This is a genomic window from Kaistia sp. MMO-174, from assembly GCF_037147815.1.
Lineage (GTDB): Bacteria > Pseudomonadota > Alphaproteobacteria > Rhizobiales > Kaistiaceae > Kaistia > Kaistia nematophila.
Map to the genome: position 1 here is coordinate 588,193 of NZ_JBBCUO010000004.1, position 17,533 is coordinate 605,725.

Here is a 17,533-nt window from a genome sequence, read left to right on the forward strand (position 1 = left end):
ACCTGGCCCATGCCCCGCGCCCTCACCCACCGCGAAAACCACCTGGTGCACCGGATCGGCTGGCTGCGCGCGGCCGTGCTCGGCGCCAATGACGGCATTCTCTCGACCTCGAGCCTGATCGTCGGCGTCGCCGCCGCGGCGACCGGACCGAACGAGATCCTGCTTGCCGGCACGGCCGGGCTCGTCGCCGGCGCCATGTCGATGGCGGCGGGCGAATATGTCTCGGTCAGCTCGCAGGCCGACACGGAGAGCGCCGACCTCGACCGCGAGCGCGCGGAACTGGCCGATGACATCGAAGCCGAGCGCCAGGAGCTCGCCGACATCTATGTCCAGCGCGGGGTCGAGCCGGGACTGGCCCGCCAGGTCGCCGAGCAGCTGATGGCCAAGGATGCGCTCGCCGCCCATGCCCGCGACGAGTTCGGCATTTCCGAAATCACCACGGCGCGGCCAGTGCAGGCGGCGCTCGCGTCGGCCGCGACCTTCGCCATCGGCGCGCTGATGCCGCTCCTGATGGTGCTGGTCGCGCCGTCATCCTGGCTGGTTCCGGCGGTATCGCTCGCCTCGCTTGCCTTCCTGGCCCTGCTCGGCGCGATCGGCGCCAAGGCAGGTGGCGCCAATGTCGGCAAGGCGATGCTGCGCGTCAGCTTCTGGGGCGCGATCGCCATGGCGGTCACGGCAGCGATCGGCGCCGCCTTCGGCACGGTCGTCTGACCCGCCTTTGCCGCGACGGAAAGCCACCTGCCAGCCATCTGGCCCGACAAGGCCGTTTCGAGTACTCTTTCACCATGCGGCCGAGGCTGCATGACAAAGCGGGATATGGCCGGCACATGACCAGAAAGCGGATTCTGATGATCGGCGGCGCCGTGCTGGCCGTGCCGCTCTTTTTCGGCATCTACCTCTCCTTCCTGCTCATCACCGGCAATTTTCACTCGGTGATCGCCGGCGAGCTCTACCGCTCGGCCCAGCCGACGCCGACGGCGCTCGCGAGCTATGTGCAGAACTTCGGCATCAAGACCGTCATCAACCTGCGCGGGGCAAACGAATCCGCCCCCTGGTATCGCGCCGAGATCGACGAATCGCGCAAGCTCGGCGTCGCGCATGAGGACTTCCGCATGTCCTCGCGCACCGAGCTGACGCAGGCCGAGGCCGAAGCGCTCATCCGGCTCTTCAAGACGGCCGAGAAACCGATCCTTGTGCATTGCACCGACGGCAGCGACCGCACCGGCCTCGCTTCGGCGCTCTATGTCGCCGCCGTCGCCAAGCTCGGCGAGGAAGCGGCCGAAGACCAGATTTCGTTCCGCTACGGCCATGTGGCGTTGCCGCTCAGCCCCACCTGGCCGATGGACATGACCTTCGAAGCCCTGGAACCCTGGCTCGGATTTCACGATTCATGACACACCGGATCTTCAGCAACGACGGAATTGGATGGTGGCGGGCGGGCGTCGCGCTGGGCCTTGCCCTCGCCTTCGGCCTCCCCGCCGGCGCGGCGCGGGCCGATATCTGGCAGCTGCCGTCGACGCCATCGCCGACGAATCCGAAGAAGCCGGCAAGCGACGGGCTGCGGCCAGCCGCGCCGACCGCCGCCGAGCCGGAAGCGGACGACCCGCATTACGCCCGCATCTGCGACGCCTTCGGCGAGGGCTTCACCTATTCGCCGGGGACGGGAACCTGCATCAAGATCGCCGGTTATGTGAAGTTCGGCACCGCCTTCGGCGGACGGCACTGATCGCCGCGGAAGCGAAGACGAGAGCCTGCCGACTGGGCTAGACTGGCCGCGTCCGCCGGTGAATCGGCGTTTCGGCGCCGGCCAGCGATCTCCGGCCCCCACAGCGATAAACAGGCACGGCATATGGCGTCCGCGAAAATCCCTCCCCAGTCCCCGACCGGCGCGCCTTACGCTCTGACGATCGAACAGGCCATCGACCATGCCGAGCCGGGCCGCGGCCGGCTGGCGAATGCGCCGGCCGAAATCCCGGCGCGCGGCTGGAAGGACATCCTGTGGCGGGTCTGGGAAAGCTCGCTCGAGGACCGCGTGCTGACGGTCGCCGGCGGCATGGCGTTCTTCTGCCTGCTCGCCATCTTTCCCGGCCTGAGCGCGCTCGTGACGCTCTATGGCCTGGTCGCCGACAACTCGACCATCAGCAGCCACCTGTCGAGCCTCGCCTTCGTGCTGCCCGCCGGCGCCTTCGAACTGATCTCGGACCAGATCAACCTGGCGGTCCGCGCGTCGAGCGGCGCGCTCAGCTTCAGCTTCGCGCTCTCCTTCCTGTTCTCGATCTGGAGCGCCAATGCCGGCATCAAGGCGACGATCGACGGCCTCAACGTCGCCTATGGCGAGCGCGAGCGGCGCAGCGTCATCGCCCTCAACGTCGAATCGCTGATCTTCACCCTGCTGGCGATCGTCGCCGGCATCGGCGCCATCGCCTTCATCATCGCGGTTCCGATCGCGCTGCGCTTCCTCGAAATCGGCCGCTCCTCCGAGGTCTGGATCAATATCCTGCGCTGGCCGGTCCTCGGCTTCTTCGTCTGGGCGGCGCTCGCCATCCTCTACCGCTTCGGTCCCTGTCGCGAGCAGCCGAAATGGCGCTGGGTCACCTGGGGCAGCACGGTCGCCGCCGCGCTCTGGATCCTGACCTCGATCAGCTTCTCCTGGTACGTCTCCAGCTTCGGCAGCTATGACCGCAATTACGGCGCGCTCGGCGCCATCATCGGCTTCATGACCTGGATCTGGCTGTCCTCGACGGTCCTCCTTCTCGGGGCCGAACTCAATGCCGAGATCGAGCACCAGACGGCGCGCGATTCGACGGTCGGGCGGGCGAAGCCGCTCGGCAAGCGCGGCGCGGCAATGGCCGATTCGATCGGCAAGGCGCAGAACTAGGGCGCGCCGCCCGCGCCGCGGCGGAGGCGAACTCCTCCGTCCGGCGGTTTTTGCCGGCACCGTGCAACCAAGGACGACGTCCGCGCATTGGCAGGCCAGTCCGGGAGCCTCTGGCGCGCCGCGCCTTCCCGGCCGCCTCAAAGCGAGTTGCGCCGATGGCCGATCCCTTCCGAGTCGAGATCCCGACCACCGAAACCGTGCCGCTGGAGACGCCGGATCTGGGCGAGAAGGGCCCGTTCCGCTCCGACCCGAGGCTGGCGATCCAGACCTGCCTGCTGGTGCTGGCGGTGCTGACGGTCTGCTACTTCGCCTCCGACATCATCCTGCCCATCGTGCTGGCCATCGTGCTGAAGCTGCTGTTCCAGCCCGCGATGCGGCTGCTGGAGCAGTTGCGTGTGCCGAGGAGCCTGGCGGCGCTGATGCTGATCCTGACCGTGTTCGGCGTCATCGTCGGCGTCGGCGCGGCGCTTTCCGGTCCGGCGACCGCCTGGGGCGAGAAATTGCCGGACGGCGTGCAGCGGCTGGAGGAGCGGCTCAAATTCCTGAGCCAGCCAATCGGCGCGCTGCAGAAATTCCTGCACCAGTTCGACGGTCCCGCCACCGGCGGCGGCGGCCCGACCCTGGCCGAAATGCTGATGAAGGGCACGCAGCATTTCGCCAGCGGCTTCTTCGAGACGATCCTGATCCTGTTCTTCCTGCTCGTCTCCGGCGACACCTTCCTGCGGCGGATGGTGGAGATCGTGCCGAGCTTCGGCGACAAGCGCCGCGTCGTCGACCTGTCGCAGCAGATCGAGGAAAACGTCTCCGCCTATCTGGTGACGATCACGCTGATGAACGGGGCGGTCGGCGTCGCCACCGGGCTCGCCATGTGGGCCTGCGGCCTCGGTGATCCCGTGCTCTGGGGCGCGGTGGCCTTTTTCCTCAACTACGTGCCGATCATGGGGCCACTGGTCGGCGTCGGCCTGTTCCTGCTCGCCGGACTGCTGACCATCGATCCGCTTTGGCAGGCGCTGCTGCCGGCCGGGCTCTATCTCGCGATCCACATCGTCGAGGGCGAGGCGATAACGCCGATGCTGCTGGCGCGCCGCTTCACGCTGAACCCGGTGCTGGTGATCATCTCGCTGATCTTCTGGTTCTGGATGTGGGGCGTGCCGGGCGCGGTCCTCGCCGTGCCGATGCTCGCCATCGCCAAGATCATCTGCGACGGCGTGCGGCCGCTCAACACCGTCGGACATTTCCTCGAGGGCTAGAGCGCTTTCGAGCGAAGCGAATACCGGGTCGCGTGAGGAAACCGCGACAGGAAAACGCTCTACCATCCGGACAAAGAAAAACCGGCGCCGAGAGGCGCCGGTTTGGAACGGTCATGGCAGGCTGAGAGGCCGGACTACTTGCACTGTGCGTTGATCGTGCCGGCGACGGCCACGGCGCTGCCGAGGCCCGGGCTCGAAAGCACCATGCGCACCGACGAACCCTCGACCAGCGTCGCATAGCCCGACGGCATGCCGACCTCGCCCTTGGTGCCGTTCGAGCGGGTATATTCCAGCACGACGGAAGCCTTGGCCGGGACGCCCGCCACCGAGACGCGCCAGACGCGATCCTGGCTGCCCTCGGCGATCGTCTTGGCGCCGGCGCCCTTGAGCTCCCAGCGCGACTGCTTGCAGGAAGCGTCTCGAACCTTGGCGGAAGCCTCGGCCGGGGCGGCGGCCTTCGACTTGGCGAAGCTCTCGCCGGCGGAGAAGGCCGCGACGACCGAAACGGCGGCCAGAGCCAGCGGAAGTGCGAAGCGGTTCATGCTGTGTCCTCGTCGAAATGATGGGGCATAGCTACCAAGCCGAAAGCGCGGGCGGCAAGCCCGCGCGGCGGCGCGACGGCGATTTATGCCAGGTGTGGCAGGCGGATCGCGTGGCAGGCGGATCGCGCGGCCGTCGCCTCAGCGCGGCGGCGGCGGCATTTCCTGGTAGCCGCCATAATTCGACGCGGCCTCGTAGGGCGCCTGCGCCGGCGTGGGCTTGGCCGGGGCGACGGAGGCCGTCGGGGTCTGGTCGACGAACTCGACGTCGACGCCGACCTTGACCAGCTTCACCAGTTCCTGCGCGTCCCAGTTGGTGAGGCGCAGGCAGCCATGGCTGTTGGTCTTGTCGATCTTGCTCGGCTCGGGCGAGCCGTGGATGCCATAGGTCGGCTTGTCGAGGCCGATCCAGACGGTGCCGACTGGATTGTTGGGACCGGAGGCGAGCTTCAGCGGCTTGTCGTTGTTGCCTTGCTGGAAATTGACCTTCGGCCGGTACCAGTATTCCGGGTTCTCGGCCACCGCCTTGACGGCGTGGATGCCCGACGGCGACGGCAGGTCGGCGCTGCCGATCGTCGCTGGGTAGGCGACGACGACATCCCAGTTCTCGTTGTAGCCGAGCAATTGCCGCGTGCTGGCATCGGCGACCAGATGCGCCACCCTGGCCCTGGCGTTGGAACCGACATCGGTGACGGTGATGATCGTGCCGGCCTGGCTGAAATCGGCATCCGGATTGAGGTTGCGCAGGAAATTCTCGTCCATGTGGAACTTCTCGGCCAGCAGCTCGGCCGGGTCGCGATAGGCAAGCTTCGGCAGCGCGGCCATCTCGGCATAGTCCTTCGGCATCACCGGCACGAACGGCCCGGCGACGTCCTTGTCGCTGATCGTGTAGTCCATCAGCACCGGCCGCTCCGACGCCGCCTGCAGGATGTCCCAGATATCGGGGCCGAGGCGGCCGCTGGCCGGCAGGCTGTGCATGCTCTGCAGCGCCGAAATCGCCTTGTTCAGATTGCCGCCCGAGCGGCCGTCGATCGCGCCCGGCGAGACATGCACGCGGTCGAGCAGGACCTGCAGCTTGACCACCTGCGGATCGGGCTTGTCGCTCTTCGCCAGATTGCCGGAAAGCGGCGCCTCGTTGGCGAGCGCGATGAACTCGGCCGAAAGCGGCGCGGTCGGCTTGCGGCGGACGGCAACCGGCGCGGCGGCCGGCGCCGCGGGCTCGACATAGCGCTGCGGCTCGGCCGGCGCGTAGCGCGGCTCGGCATAGGCGGGTTCGGCATAGGCGGGTTCGGCATAGGCCGGTTCGGAATAGTACCGCTCCGGCTGCGGCGCCTCCGGGTAGGGCTCACGCCATTCTTCCGCGCGAAGCGCGACGGCGCCGAACATCAGAAAGGAGGGAACAAGCGCCACTCGGACACAGGTGACGAACAAGGCGGGCTCTCCATGCCGGGAACGCGGCAAATTGCACGGTCATCGACAGCAATTTGCGCAAGTAGGGTTAAAAATTCTTAACCGGGACGCGGCAATCCTTGCGCATCCTTCCCTCCGTACCGCCGGTTCGCCGCCATGATGGACTATACGAGAAGACAAAGGGCGCTCGCCTATCTGCTTGCCGGCGTCGCCGGCTATGTCGACGCCATGGGTTTCCGCCATCTCGGCGGCGTGTTCGTGTCGTTCATGAGCGGCAACACGACCCGGCTCGGCGTCGACATCGGCTCGGGCGACTGGATGAAGGCGGCGCAGATCGCCTGCATCATCGTGCTGTTCGTCATCGGCGCCGCGCTCGGCTCGCTGGTCGGCCTCGACGGCAAGCGCGAGCGGCGCGCCGCGATACTCTGGACGGAGGCTGCGCTGCTGGCGGTCGCCGCCGTCTCCGACAATTTCCCCTTCGCCATCATCGGCAGCATCGCCATGGCGCTCGCCATGGGGGTCGAGAACGCCGTGTTCCAGCGCAATGGCAGCCCCGGCATCGGCCTGACCTATGTCACCGGCGCATTGGTCAAGGTAGGCCAGCGGCTGGCTATGGCGCTGCAGGGCGGCGACCGATGGGGCTGGGTGTCGAGCCTCTGGCTCTGGGGCTCGCTGTGCTTCGGCGCGGTGCTCGGCGCCTTCACCTATGGCCAGATCGGCCTGACCGGCCTCTGGGCAGCGTGCGTGGTGGTGGCGACGCTGGCCGTCGTCGCGCGCTAGGGTCCGGACTCCATCGGCAACGCGGCATGATTCGGCCCCATTTCCACGTCAAAGCGCCCTCGGATGCGGCTGACGCAGCGCCCGCCTGGCCCGGCGCGCGCCTTACGGCAACGTAAGGTCGCAGTTTCCGATAGCGTCAAAGCTATTTGTGCACTGCAACATTGCATTTGCCGTCCATGTTGCTCTGCATTCAGTGCAATGCTGGCATGAGTTTTTTCGCACTGCTCATTCCCGGCCGGTCCGACTAAATTCCAATCATCAAGACGGCGACAGAGCAATCCGGCGCCAAGATGACGAAGATGAAGCGGCTGGCAGGAAAGGAACAGATGATGGCAATGAACCTCATGAACTCCTACAAGACCTGGCTCAAGTATCGCGAGACCCGCAGCGAACTGTCGCGCCTCGACAGCCGCGAGCTCGCTGATCTGGGCATCAGCCGCCACGACATCAAGGCGATCGCCAAGCAGGCCGCCGGTTACTGAGAATTTCACGGTTCGTCTGGGAACAAACCTCCTCCCTTGTTCCCTGCGATTAGGTGCCCACAAACCTCCTCCCTTGTGTGGCACCGTCAACTAGAGCGCCCGTCGACCTCCTCCCCGACGGGCGCTTTTTTATGCGCGCTTTTCCGGCCATCGCCGCCGCCGCGCCCCTCCCCCACGATCTCTTCCGCCGCCCCTTGAAACGGATCCGGCCGCACGCCCATGTTCCAGTCCCGCACCCGCGCGCGACGGAACCCTCCCGCGCGCCAACCATCCGAGATCACCATGGCGCTATCGATCTATGAGGTTTCGATCCCGGTCTTCCTCCGGGCCTTCGGCAATCTGGAAGCCATCCTCGACAAGGCTGCGGCGCAGAGCGCGGCGGACGGCGCCGATCCGCAAAAGCTGGTCGAGGCGAGACTCGCGCCCGACATGCTGCCGCTCGCCGGACAGATCCAGCGCGCCAGCGACACCGCCAAGGGCGCCGGCGCCCGCCTTTCCGGCGTCGACAATCCGAGCTTCGCCGACACGGAGACGACGATCGCCGAGCTCAGGGCCCGCATCGGCCGCACCGTCGATTTCCTGAAGTCGATACCGCCCGAGGCCTTCGACGGCGGCGAGGCGCGGACGATCTCGATGAGAAACGGCGCGGTGCAGCTCGACGGCAAGGCGTATCTGCTCGGCCATGCGCTGCCGAACTTCTTCTTCCACGTGACGACAGCCTACGACATCCTGCGCCACAAAGGCATCGCCATCGGCAAGGCCGACTATCTCGGCAAGCTGTAGCCGCGGCGCGAAAGCCGGCACGCGGTCATGCGGGACCGGTCAACGGACATTGTTGATCGAGTTCTTAACCGTGTCGTGCCGGCTCTTGTCCGTCCGGTTCTGCGTCGGCTTGCCGTCTGGTTCGCCGAGCGGCGGCGTGCAGCGATCAATCTTGCCGCATGCCGCCCCGGCGGGCGAACCCGCCGGCCGGTCCTTTTCGGCAAGAGCCCCGGTGACGACGAGGCTCGAGAACGCCACGAAGGCGAAGGCCATTGCGATTCTGCGGGGCATGGCACCCTCCTGACAGAAACCGCCATACTAGCAGACATTCCGTAACGGGAGGATGACCGCCGTCACAGCCGGCCGCTCAGCCTCCGGTCAGCGTGCGGCGGACGGCGTCGCGCCAGCCGGCGAGCTTCGCCTCGCGGAGGTCGGCCGCCATGTGCGGCAGGAACTGTTGGTTGAGCCGCCAGCTCGCCGCGAAGCCGTCTTCGGCCGGCCAGACGCCGACCTGCCGGCCGGCAAGCCAGGCGGCGCCCAGCGCCGTCGTCTCCAGAACCACCGGCCGATCGACCGGCGCGTCGAGGATGTCGGCGAGACGCTGCATGGTCCAGTCGCTCGCCACCATGCCGCCGTCGACGCGCAGCACGGTCTCCCCGGCGCGGGTCCAGTCGCGCCGCATGGCGTCGAGCAGGTCTCGCGTCTGGTAGCAGACGGATTCGAGCGCCGCGCGCACGAACTCGTTCGGTCCGGTATTGCGCGTCAGGCCGAACAGCGCGCCGCGCGCTTCGGCGTCCCACCACGGCGCGCCGAGGCCGGTAAAGGCCGGCACGAGATAGACGTTCTGGTGCGGGTCCGCCTCGGCCGCCATCGGGCCGGCCTGATCGGCGCGCTCCAGCATGCGCAGTCCGTCGCGCAGCCATTGCACCGCCGCGCCGGCGACGAAGATCGAGCCTTCCAGCGCATAGGTCGTCTTGCCGTCGAGCCGGTAGGCGATGGTGGTGAGCAGCCGGTTCTTCGACTGGACCAGGTCCGCGCCGGTGTTGAGCAAAGCGAAGCAGCCTGTGCCATAGGTCGATTTCAGCATGCCGGGCCGGAAGCAGGCCTGGCCGAGCGTCGCGGCGTGCTGGTCGCCGGCGATGCCGGCAATGCGAACGGCGGCTCCGACCACCGCCGGGTCGGTGACGCCGAAATCGGCGGCCGAATCGCGCACCTCCGGCAGGATCGCGCGCGGCACGCCGAACAGCGCCAAAAGCTCGTCGTCCCATTCGCCGCTGCGGATATCGAACAGCAGCGTCCGCGACGCGTTGGTGGCGTCGGTCGCGTGCACGCGGCCGCCGGTGAGCCGCCAGAGCAGGAAGGTGTCGACCGTGCCGAAGGCGAGTTCGCCCCGTTCGGCACGGGCGCGGGCGCCGGGCACCTGGTCGAGGATCCAGCCGATCTTGCTGCCGGAGAAATAGGGATCGAGCAGCAGGCCGGTCTTCGCGGTGAGCGCCGGCTCGATCCCGTCCGCCTTCATCGCGGCGCAGCGCTCCGCGGTCCGACGATCCTGCCAGACAATGGCGTTATGGATCGGCCGACCGCTGGCGCGATCCCAGAGGATCGTCGTCTCGCGCTGGTTGGTGATGCCGATGGCGGCGATGTCGGACAGCGCGAGGCCGGCATTGGCGAGCGCGAATCGCATCGTCTCCTGCACCGTGCGCCAGATGTCCTCCGGATCGTGCTCGACCCAGCCGGAGCGCGGGAAATGCTGTGGAAACTCCTGCTGGCCTGTACCGCGCACATGGTAGGTCTCGTCGAAGACGATGGCGCGGGTCGACGTCGTGCCCTGGTCGATCGCCAGGATGAATTGGCTCATGCGGTCCTCCCGAACCCCTGCTTCGCGTCCGGAGCCGGCCGGAGCCGTCGCGCCGCGGGCCCCCGCGCTTGCCGCGCGGCGGGCGGGCGGTCCGCGCCGCTCCCTCAGGGCCGTTCCGGAATCCACTTCCCGCGGATGCTAGCCTGTCGCCAGCGCGAGCGCGAGACGGGCGGCCGGCGCCGCAACCGGGACGGTTGGCCGCATCGACTTGACTTGATGTTGTTCGGCAACAGTTTGCTCGGGAAACCGCATTCGCCGCGCGACACCGGATGGAATGATGCGCGATAATCTCACGCCAGGGCGTATGCTCTGCTGCGCCGAAGCCGGATCGTCGAGGCAATGACCGAAAGACCTGATGACTCCATGCCGGACGCCGGAGACGGCGTGACGGATGAAATCGCGGAACTGATTCAGCAATTCAGGGCCTTCGTCGCGGCGTTGTGGAACTCTTCCGGCCGGCCCACCTTCGTGCTTCTCTCCGTCGGCATCGTCACCGTCATCATCGCCACCGCCGGCATGCAGGTGGTGCTGAACCGCTGGAACAGCCCGTTCTACAACGCGATCGAGACGCGCAACTTCTCGTCCTTCCTCTACTATCTGATGGTGTTCTTCGGCATCGCCGGCGTGCTGCTCGTGCTAAACGTCGCGCAGACCTGGCTGGCGCAGATGATCACACTGCAGTCCCGCCAATGGCTGACGCGTGACCTCATCGCCCAGTGGATGGCGCCGCGCCGTCTGGTGCTGCTCGGCGACGCCGGTGACATCGGCATCAACCCGGACCAGCGCGTGCACGAGGATGCCCGCCACCTGGCCGAGCTCTCCGCCGGCCTCGGCATCGGCCTGTTCCAGTCGACGCTTCTCCTGATCAGCTTCGTCGGCGTGCTCTGGGTGCTGTCGAGTGGCGTGGTGCTGCATGTCGGCGACTACAGCTTCTCCATTCCCGGCTACATGGTCTGGTGCGCGCTGATCTTCGCCCTGACCGGTTCCTGGGTGAGCTGGCGCGTCGGCCGGCCGCTGATCGGCATCGGCGTCGAGCGCTATGCCCGCGAGGCGGATCTCCGTTTCGCCATGGTGCAGGTCAACGAGAACGCCAACGGCATCGTCCTCAACGCCGGCGAGGCGGACGAGAAGCGGCGCCTCGACGACGAGCTCGGTCGCGTCATCGAGGTGATGCGCCGTTTCGTCAATTCGCTCGCCCGGCTGACATGGGTTACGGCTGGCTATGGCTGGATCGGCCTGGTCGCGCCGATCGTCATCGCGGCGCCCGCCTATTTTGGCGGCACGCTCTCCTTCGGCGAACTGATGATGGTGGTCGGCGCCTTCAACCAGGTGCAGAACAGCCTGCGCTGGTTCGTCGACAATTTCAGCTCGATCGCCGACTGGCGCGCGACGCTCGCCCGCGTGATGACCTTCCGCCAGGCGCTGGTGACGCTCGAGCAGCCGCGCTCCAGCGGCGAGCGCATCGAATATGACCTCGAGCCGCTCGGCAATCTCGAGCTCGACCATGTCGCGGTCGACTGGACGGGACAGCGCGCCGTGCTCGACGAAACCTCGGTCGAGATCGCGCCCGGCGACCGCGTGCTGATCATCGACCGCACCGGCGCCGCCCATGGCGCGCTGTTCTCGGCCCTGGCCGGGCTGTGGCCCTGGGGATCCGGCAAGATCAGCCGGCCGCCGCGTGCCAGTGTCATGTTCATGCCCGAGCGCCCCTATGTTCCCGACGGCTCGCTGCGCGCCGCCCTCACCTATCCGTCCGATCCCGCCGGATTCCGCGACGAGGTGCTGACAGAGGCGATGCAGCGCGTCGGACTCGGCCGCCTTGCCGGATCGCTCGACCGCAAGGCGCGATGGGGCAAGGAAATCTCCTATGACGACGAGGAGCGGCTGACCTTTGCCCGTCTCCTCCTGCTGAAGCCGCGCTGGGTGTTCACCGAGCAGACCATCGACGGGCTCGACGAGAACCAGCGCGGGATCTTCACCTCGATCATCAACCAGGATCTCGCCGGTTCCGCCGTGGTGACCGTTTCAGATCGCGCCACGACCAGCGATTTCTACACGCGGACGATCAATCTGGTGGACACCGCTCCACCAGCGCCCACTCCCCACTCCGTCACTGCCCTCGTCCCAACCCGAGCGATCCCGGATGAACAAGCCAAGCAAGCCGAGCCGTCGAGCCCCCGCCCCGTCGACTAGGCCGCCGGAGGAGGCTGCCGCCACGACCGCCCGGCTCGACGACGACGCGCTGCTCGAACGGGTCCAGCGCCAGAGCTTCCGCTATTTCTGGGATTTCGCCCATCCGGTAAGCGGCTTGGCCCGCGACCGTACCCATGGCAATGACGAGGTGATCACGCTCGGCGGTTCCGGCTTCGGCGTCATGGCGATCGTCGTCGCCGTCGAGCGCGGCTGGATCTCGCGCGGCGAAGCGGTCGATCGGCTGCACCGGATGATCGGCTTCCTGGAGCAGGCGGAGAGCTTCCACGGCGCCTATCCGCACTTCATGAACGGCACGACCGGCAAGGTGGTGCGCTATGCCCGCAAGGACGATGGCGCCGACCTGGTCGAGACGGCGTTCTGGATCCAGGGTCTGGTCGCCGCGCAGGTCTATTTCGACCGCGACGACGGCAAGGAGCCCTGGCTGCGCGCCCGCATCGGCGACATGCGCCGCGCCGTCGAATGGAGCTGGTTCACCCGCGATGGCCGCGACGGGCTCTACTGGCACTGGAGCCCGAACCATGGCTGGGCGATGAACCACGAAATTCTCGGCTGGAACGAGTGCCTGATCCTGTTCGTGCTCGCCGCAGGCGCCGAGCAATATTCGATCCCGCCCCTCGCCTATCACAACGGCTTCGCCCAGAGCCGCACCTTCATCAACCGCCGGCCGCAATATGGCGTCGAACTGCCGCTCGGCCCGGATGGCGGCGGGCCGCTCTTCTTCGCGCATTATTCGTTTCTCGGCCTCGACCCGCGCGGGCTCAGCGACCGCTATGCCGATTACTGGGCGCAGAACATCGCCCACACGCGGCTGAACCAGGCCTATTGCGTCGCAAATCCCGGCGGCTTCAAGGGCTACGGCCCGGACTGCTGGGGACTGACGGCCTGCGACAACCCCACCGGCTATTCGGCGCATTCGCCCGACAACGACCGCGGCGTCATTGCGCCGACGGCGGCGATCTCCAGCCTGCCCTATGCGCCGGAACTCGTTCTGCCGGCGCTTCGTCACTTCCATGACGACATGGGCGACCGGCTCTGGGGCGAATACGGCTTCTTCGACGCCTTCAGCGAGAGCGCCGGCTGGGTGGCGAAGACCCATCTCGCCATCGACCAGGGTCCGCAGATCATCATGATCGAGAACTACCGGACCGGCCTGATCTGGAACCTTTTCATGCGCGACGCCGAAGTCCGCCGCGGCCTGCAGCGGCTCGATTTCCAGAGCCCGCATTTTTCGGGTACGCCGGTGGGGTAGCTCCCTGAGAGAACGGGCGACTCAGCAGAAAACCGGCATTTGCGCACTGTCCGCGAGCCACCCACGCCGTCATCCCTGCGAAAGCAGGGACCCACCCGCCGGTGGCGCCGCGCTCCGCCAGCAGGCGGAATGGCAGATGAGTTTGCTCGCTCCGACGCGTACGAGCCTGGCCGCAGCATGGATTCCTGCTTTCGCAGGAATGACGGGAGCCGTGCTTCAAGCGAAGAGTAGTCGGCCCCCAAACCCTCAGACCAGCAGCGGCTGCGCCATCAGGTCCTGGTGGCCAAAGACGCGGCGGTAGCGGGCGATCTCCTCGACCGGCCCGGTCGCCTTGTTGGCGTTGTCGGAAAGCTTGACCGCCGGACGGCCGTTCGCAGACACCACCTTGCAGACCAGCGAGATCGCCTGCAGGCGGTCGTCCTTGCCGTCCGGGGCGCAATGGCGGAAGTCGTTGGTGACGTTGGTGCCCCAGCCGATCGAGAGATTGACCCGGCCGCGAAAATGGCGCGCCGCCTCCTCGATCGTGTCGATGTCCATGCCGTCCGACAGCACCAGCAGCTTCTCGCGCGGGTCGCAGCCATGCAGCTGCCACCAGGCGATCGCCTCCTCGGCGCCCTCGATCGGCGGCTTCGAATCCGGGCGCAGGCCCTTCCAGTTCAGCACCCAGTCGGGAGCGTTTCGCAGGAACTGGGTGGTGCCATAGGTATCCGGCAGCATGACCAGCAGATTGCCGTCATACATTTCCTGCCAGTCGCGCAGCACCTGGTAGGGCGCGTCGCGCAGCGCCTCGTCGTTTTCGGCGAGCGCCGCATAGACCATCGGTAGCTCATGCGCATTGGTGCCGACCGCCTCGAGGCCGGCGGCCATCGCCATCTTGACGTTGGAGGTGCCGACGAAATTGTCGCCGAGACCCTCCTGCAGCGCCTCGACGCACCATTTCTGCCAGAGATAGCCATGGCGGCGGCGGGTGCCGAAATCGGAGATCTTCAGCGGGCCTTCCTGGGCGAGCACGCGCAGGCGCTCGATCTTGCCCCAGAGCTTGGCCTTCGCCTTGGCATAGAGCACATCGAGTTCGAACCGGCTCATGCCCTTCATGGCGGCGCGGGCACGCAGCTCGCTGACGATGGCGAGCGCCGGCACTTCCCACAACGTCGTCTCGGCCCAGAGGCCTTCGAAGAGAAGCTCGTACTGACCGTCCTCAGTGCGGCGCAGGTCGTATTCCGGCAACTGGAAGTCCTCGAGCCAGTCGAGGAAATCCGGCTTGAAGATCTGCTTCACGCCATAGAACGTGTTTCCGGCGAGCCAGATCAGCTCGTTCTTCTGGAAGCGCAGCGTCCGCGCGTGATCGAGCTGGTCGCGCAGTTCCTGCTCGTCGATGACCTCGCCCAGCCGCACGGACTTGGTGCGGTTGATCAAGCCGAAGGTCGCCCGCACATCCGGCGATTTCGCCCGGATCAGCTGCAACATCAGGAACTTGTAAAAGTCCGTATCGAGCAGCGTCCGCACGATCGGGTCGATGCGGAAGCCGTGATTGTACACGCGGGTAGCGATGTCGAGCGACATGGATATGTCCGTAACGGAAGGCGACGCCCGGTCTCGGCCCGGTGCGGGCGGATGATGACGGGGCGTGCGAGAGGCGAGCGAGATCCTTGCGACGTGGCCCGCCAGTGAAGCAGCCCCGGCGTCCTCCCGCAAGTCGGGCGAGAGAGGAAGCCTGCGGCGGAGATGAGATTACGTCACTTCCCCCCTGTTTTGCCGCCGATTTTCATTCAGAATTCGTCATGTCGACCGGTGACGGCGCCGCAAATCGCTTCGACGCCCGGCCGGAAGACCGGTTCGCACCGGCGAAACTCAGCGGCAGTATGGAATTTCTCTGATCTTTCCGCCATATATGCCCCGACAACCTCGGCTTCCGGCACCGCTCCGGAAGCGTGATGATCGGAACGTCATGAACGCCCCCTTCGCCAAGATGAACGGCATCGGCAACCGGATCACCGTGCTCGACATGCGCGGCGCCGAAACGCGCCTCGATGCAAGCCAGGCGCGCGCCATCGCCGCCGACCCGCGCACGGAATTCGACCAGCTAATGGTGATCGAGCCGCCGAAGAGCGCCGGCACCGACGCCTTCATGACGATCTTCAACACCGACGGTTCGCTCTCCGGCGCCTGCGGCAACGGCACGCGCTGCGTCGCGCTCGTCCTGAACCGCGAAAGCGGCCGCGAGGCGATCAAGCTCGAAACCTCGGCCGGGCTGCTCGACGTGCGAGCCCGGAACGCCGACGCGATCACCGTCGACATGGGCGAGCCGCGGTTCGGTTGGGCCGAAATCCCGCTTGCCGTGCCGTTCGAGGACACGCGCGCCATCGATCTGAGCTTCGGCCCCGTCGACGCGCCGATCCTGTCGCGCCCGTCGGCCGCCAATATCGGCAATCCGCATGTCATCTACTGGGTCGAGGACGTCGAGGCGATCGACCTCGGCCGCATCGGCCCGATCCTCGAGCGCGACCCAATGTTTCCCGAGCGCGCCAACATCTCGATCGCCGAGGTGACGTCGGACCATTCGATCACGCTGCGCGTCTGGGAGCGCGGCGCCGGACTGACGCTGGCCTGCGGCTCGGCCGCCTGCGCCACCGCCGTCTCCGCCGCCCGCCTCGGCAAGACCGGCCGCATCGTCGACGTCCGCCTGCCGGGCGGCGTCCTCAACATCGAATGGCGCGCCGACAACCACATCCTGATGACCGGCGCGGCCGAGTTCGAGCATGAGGGCGTGATTGCGCTCGGCCAGGGAAATCTCGGCGACGAAATCCGCATCGACGTCGCGCCGGACACGGTCGCCCGCCGCGCATGACGATCGAGACCATCACCTTCGGCTGCCGCCTCAACACGCTCGAAACCGAGGTGATGCGGAACCGGGCGGCGGAAGCCGGCCTTGCCGACGCGGTGATCATCAATACCTGCGCGGTCACGGCGGAAGCCGTCCGGCAGGCGCGGCAGACGATCCGCCGGACCCGCCGCGAGCGGCCCGACGTCAAGATCGTCGTCTCCGGCTGCGCCGCGCAGACGGAATCCGCCACCTTCGCCGCCATGGAAGAGGTCGATCTCGTTCTCGGCAATGCGGAAAAGCTGACCAGCGCCGCCTATCGGCCGCTCGGGCTCCAGATCGCCGATCATGAGCGCGTCCAGGTCGCCGACATCATGGCCGTGCGCGAGACGGCCGGCCATCTCATCGCCGGCATGGACGGCCACACGCGCGGCTTCGTGCAGGTGCAGAACGGCTGCGACCACCGCTGCACCTTCTGCATCATCCCCTATGGCCGGGGTCCGTCGCGCTCGGTGCCGATGGGCGCCGTGGTCGAGCAGATCCGCCGGCTGGTCGAGACCGGCCATGCCGAGATCGTGCTGACGGGCGTCGACATGACCGCCTATGGCAGCGACCTGCCGGGACGGCCGACCCTCGGCACGCTGGTCGCGACGATCCTGAAGCTCGTTCCCGAGCTGCCGCGCCTGCGGCTCTCCTCGATCGACACGATCGAGGTCGACGACGCCCTGTTGCGGGCGATCGGCGAGGACGAGCGGCTGATGCCGCATTTCCACCTGTCGCTGCAGCACGGCGACGACCTGATCCTGAAGCGGATGAAGCGCCGCCACGGCCGCGCCGACGCCATCCGCTTCGCCGAACAGGTCCGGCGGCTGCGGCCCGACGTCGTCCTCGGCGCCGACATCATCGCCGGCTTCCCGACCGAGAGCGAGGCGATGTTCGAGAACTCGCTGGCGCTCGTCGACGATTGCGGGCTGACGCATCTGCATGTCTTCCCGTTCTCGCCCCGCCCCGGCACGCCGGCGGCGCGGATGCCGCAGCTCGATTCGCAGACCATCAAGGCCCGCGCCGCGCGCCTGCGCGAAAAGGGCCAGGCGACGCTCGCCGCCCATCTCGACGGCGAGGTCGGCGCCACGCGCCACGTGCTGATGGAGAAGGGCGGCGTCGGCCGCACCGAGCATTTCACCCCGGTTTCCATGCCGGGCATCGCCGCCGGGACGCTCGTCCCGGCCCATATCGTTGGACGGACGGCATCGGGCCTCCTCGCCACCCCACTCGCAGAGGCCGCCTGAA

18 protein-coding genes are annotated in these 17,533 nt (G+C 67.3%); 12 read left to right on the plus strand and 6 right to left on the minus strand.

Annotated features, from left to right (window positions below):
* The first annotated feature begins 9 nt into the window (after positions 1-9).
* From WFK98_RS17720 to WFK98_RS17740, 5 genes are all read left to right on the plus strand, one after another.
* Entirely contained in the window at positions 10-711 is a 702-nt protein-coding gene (locus WFK98_RS17720; RefSeq protein ID WP_266339048.1) for a VIT1/CCC1 transporter family protein, read from the plus strand.
* Between the two features lie 116 nt (positions 712-827).
* On the plus strand, positions 828-1,394 hold the full coding sequence (locus WFK98_RS17725) for a dual specificity protein phosphatase family protein (RefSeq protein ID WP_336801163.1): 567 nt from the start codon (positions 828-830) through the stop codon (positions 1,392-1,394).
* Complete coding sequence (locus tag WFK98_RS27395) at positions 1,391-1,726, plus strand: porin (protein WP_442907435.1); 336 nt, start codon at positions 1,391-1,393, stop codon at positions 1,724-1,726. The genes WFK98_RS17725 and WFK98_RS27395 overlap by 4 nt, the downstream gene beginning before the upstream one ends.
* A gap of 123 nt (positions 1,727-1,849) precedes the next feature.
* Positions 1,850-2,878, plus strand: coding sequence for a YihY/virulence factor BrkB family protein (locus WFK98_RS17735; protein WP_266339050.1), 1,029 nt, complete (start codon positions 1,850-1,852; stop codon positions 2,876-2,878).
* A gap of 155 nt (positions 2,879-3,033) precedes the next feature.
* Complete coding sequence (locus tag WFK98_RS17740) at positions 3,034-4,128, plus strand: AI-2E family transporter (RefSeq protein WP_336801164.1); 1,095 nt, start codon at positions 3,034-3,036, stop codon at positions 4,126-4,128.
* Positions 4,129-4,262: 134 nt separating this feature from the next.
* On the opposite strand, the gene WFK98_RS17745 is transcribed toward WFK98_RS17740, so the two are convergent.
* Both WFK98_RS17745 and WFK98_RS17750 read right to left on the minus strand, forming a co-directional pair.
* Complete coding sequence (locus WFK98_RS17745) at positions 4,263-4,670, minus strand: hypothetical protein (RefSeq protein WP_266339052.1); 408 nt, start codon at positions 4,668-4,670, stop codon at positions 4,263-4,265.
* A 138-nt stretch (positions 4,671-4,808) separates the two neighbouring features.
* Positions 4,809-6,098, minus strand: coding sequence for a L,D-transpeptidase (locus WFK98_RS17750; protein ID WP_336801165.1), 1,290 nt, complete (start codon positions 6,096-6,098; stop codon positions 4,809-4,811).
* A gap of 135 nt (positions 6,099-6,233) precedes the next feature.
* Here WFK98_RS17750 and WFK98_RS17755 point away from each other — a divergent pair, with 135 nt between their 5' ends.
* Complete coding sequence (locus tag WFK98_RS17755) at positions 6,234-6,857, plus strand: YoaK family protein (RefSeq protein ID WP_336801166.1); 624 nt, start codon at positions 6,234-6,236, stop codon at positions 6,855-6,857.
* Positions 6,858-7,183: 326 nt separating this feature from the next.
* Positions 7,184-7,339 (plus strand): DUF1127 domain-containing protein, encoded by a 156-nt coding sequence (locus WFK98_RS17760; RefSeq protein ID WP_420909624.1) that lies wholly within the window; start codon positions 7,184-7,186, stop codon positions 7,337-7,339.
* 86 nt (positions 7,340-7,425) lie between these two features.
* Here WFK98_RS17760 and WFK98_RS17765 read toward each other — a convergent pair whose 3' ends face one another.
* Positions 7,426-7,623 carry a hypothetical protein gene (locus tag WFK98_RS17765; RefSeq protein WP_266339055.1) on the minus strand — a complete coding sequence of 66 codons (198 nt, stop codon included), beginning with the start codon at positions 7,621-7,623 and terminating at the stop codon, positions 7,426-7,428.
* Between WFK98_RS17765 and WFK98_RS17770 the strand changes: the two genes are divergently transcribed.
* Positions 7,622-8,122 (plus strand): DUF1993 domain-containing protein, encoded by a 501-nt coding sequence (locus tag WFK98_RS17770; protein WP_266339056.1) that lies wholly within the window; start codon positions 7,622-7,624, stop codon positions 8,120-8,122. The genes WFK98_RS17765 and WFK98_RS17770 overlap by 2 nt on opposite strands.
* Positions 8,123-8,161: 39 nt before the next feature.
* On the opposite strand, the gene WFK98_RS17775 is transcribed toward WFK98_RS17770, so the two are convergent.
* Entirely contained in the window at positions 8,162-8,392 is a 231-nt protein-coding gene (locus WFK98_RS17775) for a hypothetical protein (RefSeq protein ID WP_266339057.1), read from the minus strand.
* 76 nt (positions 8,393-8,468) lie between these two features.
* Positions 8,469-9,959, minus strand: coding sequence for a glycerol kinase GlpK (glpK, locus tag WFK98_RS17780; protein WP_336801167.1), 1,491 nt, complete (start codon positions 9,957-9,959; stop codon positions 8,469-8,471).
* A gap of 384 nt (positions 9,960-10,343) precedes the next feature.
* On the opposite strand from glpK, the gene WFK98_RS17785 reads away from it, so the two are divergent.
* Together WFK98_RS17785 and WFK98_RS17790 are read left to right on the plus strand one after the other, a co-directional pair.
* Positions 10,344-12,152 (plus strand): ABC transporter ATP-binding protein/permease, encoded by a 1,809-nt coding sequence (locus tag WFK98_RS17785; protein ID WP_336801168.1) that lies wholly within the window; start codon positions 10,344-10,346, stop codon positions 12,150-12,152.
* Positions 12,103-13,422 carry a glucoamylase family protein gene (locus WFK98_RS17790; RefSeq protein ID WP_266339060.1) on the plus strand — a complete coding sequence of 440 codons (1,320 nt, stop codon included), beginning with the start codon at positions 12,103-12,105 and terminating at the stop codon, positions 13,420-13,422. Before WFK98_RS17785 ends, WFK98_RS17790 begins: the two co-directional genes overlap by 50 nt.
* Positions 13,423-13,668: 246 nt before the next feature.
* Here the strand turns inward: WFK98_RS17790 and WFK98_RS17795 are convergent, their stop codons facing one another.
* A complete protein-coding gene (locus WFK98_RS17795) occupies positions 13,669-14,985 on the minus strand; it encodes a nicotinate phosphoribosyltransferase (protein WP_336801169.1) in 1,317 nt (438 codons plus the stop codon).
* 385 nt (positions 14,986-15,370) lie between these two features.
* Between WFK98_RS17795 and dapF the strand changes: the two genes are divergently transcribed.
* On the plus strand, positions 15,371-16,270 hold the full coding sequence (gene dapF / locus WFK98_RS17800; protein WP_266339062.1) for a diaminopimelate epimerase: 900 nt from the start codon (positions 15,371-15,373) through the stop codon (positions 16,268-16,270).
* On the plus strand, positions 16,267-17,532 hold the full coding sequence (mtaB, locus tag WFK98_RS17805) for a tRNA (N(6)-L-threonylcarbamoyladenosine(37)-C(2))-methylthiotransferase MtaB (protein WP_336801170.1): 1,266 nt from the start codon (positions 16,267-16,269) through the stop codon (positions 17,530-17,532). Before dapF ends, mtaB begins: the two co-directional genes overlap by 4 nt.
* The last annotated feature ends 1 nt before the right edge of the window (position 17,533 follow it).